Source organism: uncultured Marinobacter sp. (assembly GCF_963974375.1).
Classification (GTDB): Bacteria; Pseudomonadota; Gammaproteobacteria; order Pseudomonadales; family Oleiphilaceae; genus Marinobacter.
Genome location: NZ_CAXBDN010000217.1, coordinates 1 through 7,711, shown reverse-complemented (window position 1 = coordinate 7,711; position 7,711 = coordinate 1). Strand labels below are relative to the sequence as shown.

At 59.1% G+C, this 7,711-nt stretch carries 8 protein-coding genes; 1 reads left to right on the top strand and 7 read right to left on the bottom strand.

Annotated features, from left to right (window positions below; genetic code table 11):
- Nucleotides 1-1,248 (top strand): flagellar assembly protein T N-terminal domain-containing protein (locus AAC035_RS16105; RefSeq protein WP_339805934.1); only part of this gene is annotated, 1,248 nt, incomplete at its 5' end.
- A 16-nt stretch (nucleotides 1,249-1,264) separates the two neighbouring features.
- On the opposite strand, the gene AAC035_RS16100 is transcribed toward AAC035_RS16105, so the two are convergent.
- The 7 genes from AAC035_RS16100 to sufB all read right to left on the bottom strand — a co-directional run.
- Complete coding sequence (locus AAC035_RS16100) at nucleotides 1,265-1,723, bottom strand: SufE family protein (RefSeq protein WP_339805932.1); 459 nt, start codon at nucleotides 1,721-1,723, stop codon at nucleotides 1,265-1,267.
- The gene (gene sufT, locus AAC035_RS16095; protein ID WP_339805930.1) at nucleotides 1,720-2,262 is read right to left on the bottom strand and encodes a putative Fe-S cluster assembly protein SufT; all 543 of its coding nucleotides are present in this window, start codon (nucleotides 2,260-2,262) and stop codon (nucleotides 1,720-1,722) included. The genes AAC035_RS16100 and sufT overlap by 4 nt, the downstream gene beginning before the upstream one ends.
- A 215-nt stretch (nucleotides 2,263-2,477) precedes the next feature.
- Nucleotides 2,478-2,831 (bottom strand): iron-sulfur cluster assembly accessory protein, encoded by a 354-nt coding sequence (locus tag AAC035_RS16090; RefSeq protein ID WP_339805928.1) that lies wholly within the window; start codon nucleotides 2,829-2,831, stop codon nucleotides 2,478-2,480.
- A 14-nt stretch (nucleotides 2,832-2,845) separates the two neighbouring features.
- Nucleotides 2,846-4,099, bottom strand: a complete 1,254-nt coding sequence (locus AAC035_RS16085; RefSeq protein WP_339805926.1) for a cysteine desulfurase — start codon at nucleotides 4,097-4,099, stop codon at nucleotides 2,846-2,848.
- 6 nt (nucleotides 4,100-4,105) lie between these two features.
- A complete protein-coding gene (gene sufD / locus AAC035_RS16080; RefSeq protein WP_339805924.1) occupies nucleotides 4,106-5,404 on the bottom strand; it encodes a Fe-S cluster assembly protein SufD in 1,299 nt (432 codons plus the stop codon).
- Between the two features lie 12 nt (nucleotides 5,405-5,416).
- Nucleotides 5,417-6,178, bottom strand: coding sequence for a Fe-S cluster assembly ATPase SufC (sufC, locus tag AAC035_RS16075; protein WP_339805922.1), 762 nt, complete (start codon nucleotides 6,176-6,178; stop codon nucleotides 5,417-5,419).
- A gap of 198 nt (nucleotides 6,179-6,376) precedes the next feature.
- Nucleotides 6,377-7,711, bottom strand: a 1,335-nt coding sequence (sufB, locus tag AAC035_RS16070) for a Fe-S cluster assembly protein SufB (RefSeq protein ID WP_339805920.1), incomplete at its 5' end; no start/stop codon positions are given.

Below are 7,711 nucleotides of genomic sequence, written 5' to 3'. Positions count from 1 at the left end.
CTGACCTTGATGAACCCTGACCAACCGGAGCCCCGTGGCATGAAGACTGGCACACTGACATTGCTGATCGTGGGGCTGTTGCTGGCTGCGTTCGGGCTACCAGCGGCTGCTGTTGTGCTGGAGGGCACCGGCCATGGCGTTATCCGCGCTGACAATCTGGACGCAGCCCGTGAAGAGGCTCGCAAAGCGGCACTGCGGGATCTTTCCCTGCAATACGAAGCCCGGGTCAACAGTCGCGACACCCTGGAAAACGGCGTAGTGACCGAGTCGCACCTTACCGTGGACTCCCGCGCCAGTGCCCGCAATGTGCAGATTGTGGATGAGCGTCGGGTTGGCAATATGCTACGGGTGACGTTGCGCGCGGATATGTCTGCCGCCACGGATAGCTGTCCGGCCGAAGGCGCTTCCCGTCTCAGGAAACGGGTGGCGGTGACCGGTTTTGCCCTTGAACAGCCAGAGCAGGCCCGTCATGGCCGTCTGGACGATGCTGGCGCCATGTTGCCGCAGGCGTTGGTGGCGGGCCTGCGTCAGGAGAATCTGGTGCAGGTACTGACGGCGTCGTCTATTCGCTTGTTCGGCAATCTGGCGGACGCGCCGACCTCGCAGCGGTTCGATAATCGGTTGAGCAATGTGGTTCAGGTGGCCCGGGAGCTGGACGCCCAGTTTGTGGTTGGTGGAGTGATCCGGGATATGGGCCTGGAGGATCCTTCAGCCTGGGGCAGTTCGGTTACTGACCGGTTGAAACGGGGTATCGGTACGACCAGCAAGAGCCGTCGTTTCGTGGCAGATCTGATGATTTTTGACGGCTTCAGCGGTTCGCCCGTCTACCAGCAGCGTTTTTCAGTACAGGGTTTGTGGGACGCGGGGCAGGGTGCTTCAACGGGCTTCGGCTCGCCCGGTTTTCTGAATTCCGATTATGGTCAGCAGGTAGGCGCCGCACTTGCGGAAATGCAGCAGGCGATTGTCGATGCCCTGGCCTGTCAGCCATTCATGGCCAGAATTATCCGGGTTGAGGGGCCCCGGGTCACCCTGTCGGCGGGTGCCACATCGGGCCTTCGTCCGGGGGATGAGCTGCATCTGTACCGCAGTCACTCGCATTTCGACAGCATGAATACCACGCCGGAATTGCGGGATGCCGATACCCGGTTAACCCTGAACAACGTTCATCCGGAGTTCAGCAACGGCCGGATACCTCAGCACGGGGGCATTGAGAATTTCCAGCGGGACGATATTGCCATCGTCTGGTAACGGGGCCGGGGGACTTCTATTCGATCGCGGAGGCTGCAAGATCACGGATCTTGCCAACCATGGCTCGCAGGCCATTGCCCCTGGTCGGGGAAATATGGCGGAACAGGTCCAGTTTCTCGAACAATTCGTCGATATCGGTCGTCAGCAGATCTCTGGGAGATTTGCCGTTGAGCGCCACCAGGATGATGGCGGCGAGTCCCCGAACGATCATGGCGTCGGAATCGATCAACAGGTAAAGCTTGTCGTCGGCATCGTCGTGATGGCTGATAAGCCAGACCTGGCTCTGGCAACCGTGTACGTAGTTGGCTTCAACCCGCTCACTGTCCGGAAACGCCGGCAATTGCTTGCCGAGGTCGATGATATAGGCGTAGCGGTCTTCCCAGTCATCCAGAAACTCGAACGCGTCCACCACATCTTCCAGGGTGGTTTTGGTGCCCAGGGGGTTGTCGAGGAATTCCTGCTTGGCGACGGTCATAGCATCCCCAGTTCCAGTTTGGCTTCGTCTGTCAGCATGTCGTTATTCCAGGGCGGATCAAAGGTAAGGTCTACGGTTACCTTGTCCACGTTGGGTACGTGCTCCACTTTGCGACGGACGTCTTCGGTGATCACCGGGCCCATGCCGCAGCCGGCGGCGGTCAGGGTCATCTTGATGTAGACGTGATTGCCCTCGTCGCTGCCGTTACGGATCTCGCATTCGTAGATCAGGCCCAGGTCCACCACATTGACCGGGATTTCCGGGTCGTAGCAGTTGCGCAGGGATTCCCATACCTGATTTTCGTTGACGGTGCCGTCTTCCGGGGTGTCAAAGCTGCTTTCCAGAGGCTGTTTGCCGAGCGCGTCGGCGTCGTGCCCTTCGATCCGGGCCAGGTTGCCGTTCACCGCCACCGTAAAGGTGCCGCCCAGGGACTGGGTAATGGTCACGAAGGTGTCGGACGGAATCATGATTTCGGTTCCGGATGGCACCAGGCGGGCTTCCACCTCGCGCTTGGTCAGGACTACTTCCCGTTCTTGCATGCCTGATCTGGCCTCGCTTTCAGTGTTGGCAACGGACTGTTTGGCGCCTCCGGGATTCGGGGGCTGGCCGAGGCTCGGGGTGGCTTTTCTTCTGGAAAAAGAACTCGCTTCGCTCAGACACCTTTTTCCGACAGAAAAGCCACCCCGAACCCCGACCGACCGGACAACGGACTTTCAGGTCTTTTGCCCGTGGTGGGTCCGTGGCAAATCATGTGTTACGCCACGGTAAAGCTCTCGCCGCAGCCGCATTCCGCCGTAGCGTTCGGGTTGCGGAATACGAACAGGGAGTTGACGCCCTGGGTGACAAAATCGATTTCGGTGCCGTTGACCAGGGCCAGGTGTTCCTTGCGGACGTAGATGTCCACGTTGTCGACGGTGAATACCTGGTCTTCGGCGCTGGTTTCTTCGACCCACTGGGTTTCGTACTTGAAACCGGAGCAGCCACTTTTCCTGACGTAAAGGCGTATGCCTTTCGCTTCCGGGTTCTTGTCCAGTTGCTTGCGCACGTGTTTGACGGCGCTGGGGCTCATGGTGACACCCACGGTCGGTGTATAGACTTCGGCTGTCATTGTTTTCACCTCCATCAGGCGAACAGGCGCTGTATTTTCTGCAGGGCCGTGAACAGTTGATCCACTTCGTCCTGGGTATTGTAGAACGCAAACGAGGCCCGGGCAGTGCCGGGTACTCCGTAAAAATCCATCAGCGGCATGGCGCAGTGATGGCCGGTGCGGATCGCGATGCCCTGCTGATCCAGCAGTGTACCTATATCACTGGGGTGCAGGCCTTCAATTTTAAAGGATATGACCGGTACTTTATTGCGCGCTGTGCCAATCACGCTCATGCCGGGAACCGTTTCCACCAGTTGGTTGGCACGGGTCAGCAGGTCTGCCTCGGCGGCTTCCAGGGCAGGCCGGTCAAGGCTGCTCAGATAGTCGATGGCTGCGCCCAGGCCTACCGCTTCGGCAATGGCGGGGGTGCCGGCTTCAAATTTATAGGGAAGCACGTTCCAGGTGGTGCGTTCGAAGGACACCCGCTCGATCATTTCACCGCCACCCTGCCAGGGCGGCATCTCATTCAGCAGGTCTTCCTTGCCGTAAAGTACGCCGATACCGGTAGGACCAAACAGCTTGTGGGATGAGAAGGCATAGAAGTCGCAATCCAGTGCCTGCACATCCGGCTGGTAATGGGGTACCGCCTGGGCGCCGTCGACAACCGTAATCACACCAGCGGCTTTGGCTTTGGCCACCAGTTCCCGGATCGGATTGACGGTGCCCAGTGCGTTGGAGACGTGGGTCACGGCCAGAATACGGGTCCGCTCGCCGAGCAGTTGATCGAACGACTCCAGATCCAGTTCGCCCTCCGGCGTTATCCCGAACGGCACCACTTTGGCGCCGGTGCGCTCTGCCAGCATCTGCCAGGGCACGATGTTGGCGTGGTGTTCCATCCGGCTGACGAGGATTTCGTCGCCGGCACGCAGGCGCGGTGCCAGGCCGTTGGCCACCAGGTTGATTGCTTCGGTGGTGCCCCGGGTCCAGATGATCTGGCGGGTACTGGCGGCGTTGAGGAACGCCCGAACTGTTTCCCGGGCACCCTCAAAGGCCACTGTGGCGCGATCGCCCAGGGTATGGGCGCCACGGTGAACATTGGAGTGCATTTCCCGGTAGTAACGCTCCATGGCATCCAGCACGGCGACGGGCTTCTGGGCCGAGGCGCCGTTATCCAGATACACCAGGGGCTTCCCGTTGACCTGCTGGGCAAGTATCGGAAAGTCCTGGCGAATGGCATGGATGTCCAGGCCTGTAGGGCTCTGGTTGCTGGCCACGGAGAGCGTTGTCATAACCGTTCAGACCTCCTGGAATGCCTGATCAAAGAAGTTATTCAGGCGGGCGTTGACGCTGTCGCGAACCTGCTCCACCGGAATCTGACTGACCAGTTCGTTAATAAAGGCCATGGTCAGTAGTACGTTGGCATCACGACGACCGATGCCCCGGGATACCAGATAGAACAGCGAAGTTTTATCCAGCTGGCCAATGGTGGCGCCGTGGGCACACTTGACGTCGTCGGCGTAGATTTCCAGTTCCGGCTTGGTGTCGATTTCGGCACCGGTGTGCAGCAACAGGTTGTTGTTGTTCATATTCGCGTTGGATTTCTGGGCATCCTGATGAATATGAATACGACCATTGAACACCGCGTGGGACTGGTCTGCCGCGATGTTGCGATAGGTCTCTTCGCTGTTGCAGCGGGGTGCAATATGCTGAATGCAGGTGTGGTTGTCGTAGTGCTGTTTACCCTGGGTGACGACCACGCCATTGAGCTTGCACTCAGCGCCTTCGCCTTCCAGTCGCACCTGCAGATCGTGTCGGCGTAAGGTGCCGCCAAAGCCAACAGAGTGGCTTTCAAACCGCGAACTCCGTTGCTGGCTGACGCCGGTCGCTCCGACGTGCTGTACGCTGTTGCCTTCCAGGTTCAGGCGGATGCTGGTGACGTTGGCGCCCTCGGCCAGGCTGAACTCGGTCACGGTGTTCACCAGTGCCGGCACATCTTCGCCACTGGAGGTGAATTCCTCAACCAGGGTGATTTTACTGTTGCGGCCGGCGTCGACGTATACCCGGGGGTAGGCCGAGCCACTGGCATCGGCGCTGACTTCGTGGATGATGAACAGTGGCTGATCAAGCACGGCATCGGGCTTCAGCCGGATCAGCAGGCCATCCTCGAAGCGGGCGGAGTTCATGGCGGACAGGTGAACCGCTTTTTTGTCTGAAAGGTCCAGGGTGGCATCAAGGCGCTGTGCAAGCGCTGCCGCCGCTTCGTCATCCAGGTCCTCGAAGCGTTCGATGGTGATGCCTTCCATATCCGGATAGTCACTGGCTTCGGGCATCATGATGCCGTTACGCATGGCCACCTTATACCCGGGTACTGCCAGGCTGTTGCCGCCTTTGCCTTCGACAGGCAGCGAGATGGCCATGTCGTCGGTCAGCTTCAGATACTTGCTGGAGTATTTCCAGTTTTCGGTTTTACGGGTGGGCAGGGCCATGTTCACCAGTTCGCTGCCGCGTTTTTTACGCAGGGCGAGCAGGGGCTCCGGCAGCGATTGCCCGGCCGGGTGCAGGAACGCCGTGGAAAGTGTGGGTGCTGCTTTCATTCCGCGACCTCCTTAGTGTGTGGCTGTTTCGTCTTTGATGCCCAGCCAGCCGTAACCACGTTCTTCCAGCTCCAGAGCCAGTTCACGGCCGCCGGATTTGACGATCTTGCCGTCAGCCAGCACGTGCACGTAGTCGGGAACGATATGGTTCAGCAGCCGCTGGTAATGGGTGATCATGAGGATGGCCCGGTCCTCTGCCCGCAGGGCGTTGACGCCGTTGGACACCACCTGCAGTGCGTCTATGTCGAGGCCGGAGTCGGTTTCGTCGAGAATGGCCAGTTTGGGCTGCAGCAGCAGTGCCTGCATGATTTCGTTGCGCTTTTTCTCGCCGCCTGAAAAGCCCTCATTGACGCCGCGCTTGAGGAAGTCAGGGTCCAGGTCCACTTGTCGGGAGACGTCCCGGGCCAGCTTCATGAATTCGGCGGCGTTCATTTCGTCTTCACCTCTGTGTTTACGCATGGCGTTGACAGCCGTGCGCAGGAACTGGAGGTTGCTGACGCCGGGGATTTCCACCGGGTACTGGAACGCCAGGAAGACGCCTTCGCGGGCGCGCTCTTCGGTGGCCAGGTCCAGCAGGTTTCCGCCGTTCAGGGTGACTTCGCCTTCGGTAACTTCGAAGGTTTCGTTACCGGCCAGAACCTGGGACAGGGTGCTCTTGCCCGAACCGTTGGGGCCCATGATGGCGTGCACTTCCCCGGCTTTGATTTCCAGGTTGATGCCCTTGAGAATTTCCTCTCCGTTGACGGAGGCATGCAGGTTCTTGATGCTCAGCATTGATCGACTTCTCTCTTTTAACCGTCTGAATTCTTGCACCCGCCCAACGCACTGGGGGGGAGTCAGCCATCGGGTAGGCCATTCCGGGATACGCGGTAAATACGTCCTTGTACGCTCGGCAAAATCATCCCTGATTTTGACGATCCCGGAATGGCCTACCCGACGGCTTCCGCGATACTTTTGTGCATATTGCCCCGTTTAACCTACAGAGCCTTCGAGGCTCACTTCCAGCAGTTTGCCGGCTTCCACCGCAAACTCCATCGGCAGCTCCTTGAACACCTCTTTACAGAAGCCGTTCACGATCATGGAGACGGCCTGTTCCGGGTCGATGCCGCGCTGGCGGCAGAGGAACATCTGCTCGTCGCTGACCTTGGAGGTGGTAGCTTCGTGCTCGACGATGGCAGATTTGTTCTTGCTCTCGATGTACGGAAAGGTGTGGGCGCCGCAGCGATCACCGATCAGCAGTGAGTCACACTGGGTAAAGTTACGGGCACCTTCGGCACCGGGGCCGAATTTGATCAGGCCGCGGTAGGCGTTGGAGCTGCGGCCTGCGGAAATGCCCTTGGAAATAACGGTGCTGCGGGTGTTTTTGCCCAGGTGAATCATTTTGGTGCCGGTGTCGGCCTGCTGGTAATTGTGGGTCAGTGCCACCGAGTAGAACTCGCCGACGCTGTTGTCACCACGCAGGACGCAGCTGGGGTATTTCCAGGTAATGGCGGAGCCGGTTTCCACCTGGGTCCAGGATACTTTCGCGTTTTTGCCGATGCAGGCTGCGCGCTTGGTGACGAAGTTGTAGATGCCACCCTTGCCGTTTTCATCACCGGGGTACCAGTTCTGAACGGTGGAGTACTTGATCTGGGCATCGTCCAGGATGACCAGTTCCACAACAGCTGCGTGCAGCTGGTTTTCGTCCCGCATCGGAGCGGTGCAGCCTTCAAGGTAGCTGACGTAGCTGCCTTCTTCGGCAATGATCAGGGTACGCTCGAACTGGCCGGTATTGGCCGCGTTGATGCGGAAGTAGGTGGACAGTTCCATGGGGCAGCGCACGCCCTTCGGGATGTACACGAAGGAGCCGTCCGAGAAGACCGCCGAGTTAAGCGCGGCGAAGTAGTTGTCGCCGGCCGGCACCACGCTGCCCAGGTATTTCTTCACCAGTTCCGGATGCTTGTGGACAGCCTCGGAAATCGGGCAGAAGATTACGCCGGCTTTTTCCAGGGGCTCTTTGAAGGTAGTGGCCACGGAAACCGAATCGAAGACAGCATCAACGGCGACACCAGCGAGTTTGGCCCGCTCGTGCAGGGGGATGCCCAGCTTTTCGTAGGTTTTCAGCAGTTCCGGATCGACCTCGTCCAGGCTCTGCAGCATGTCTTCTTTTTTCTTGGGTGCAGAGTAGTAGGAGATCGAGTCGTAGTCGATCTTGGGGAAATCTACGTGGGCCCACTCGGGTTCGTCCATTTCAAGCCAGCGACGGTAGGCCTTCAGTCGCCATTCAAGCATGAACTCCGGCTCCTGCTTGATTTCGGACAGGCGGCG

Excerpts from the sequence above, each read along its gene's own strand:
- AAC035_RS16100 (WP_339805932.1), bottom strand. The coding sequence starts at position 1,723 with ATGACCGTCGCCAAGCAGGAATTCCTCGACAACCCCCTGGGCACCAAA.
- sufT (WP_339805930.1), bottom strand. The coding sequence starts at position 2,262 with ATGCAAGAACGGGAAGTAGTCCTGACCAAGCGCGAGGTGGAAGCCCGC.
- AAC035_RS16090 (WP_339805928.1), bottom strand. The coding sequence starts at position 2,831 with ATGACAGCCGAAGTCTATACACCGACCGTGGGTGTCACCATGAGCCCC.
- AAC035_RS16085 (WP_339805926.1), bottom strand. The coding sequence starts at position 4,099 with ATGACAACGCTCTCCGTGGCCAGCAACCAGAGCCCTACAGGCCTGGAC.
- sufD (WP_339805924.1), bottom strand. The coding sequence starts at position 5,404 with ATGAAAGCAGCACCCACACTTTCCACGGCGTTCCTGCACCCGGCCGGG.
- sufC (WP_339805922.1), bottom strand. The coding sequence starts at position 6,178 with ATGCTGAGCATCAAGAACCTGCATGCCTCCGTCAACGGAGAGGAAATT.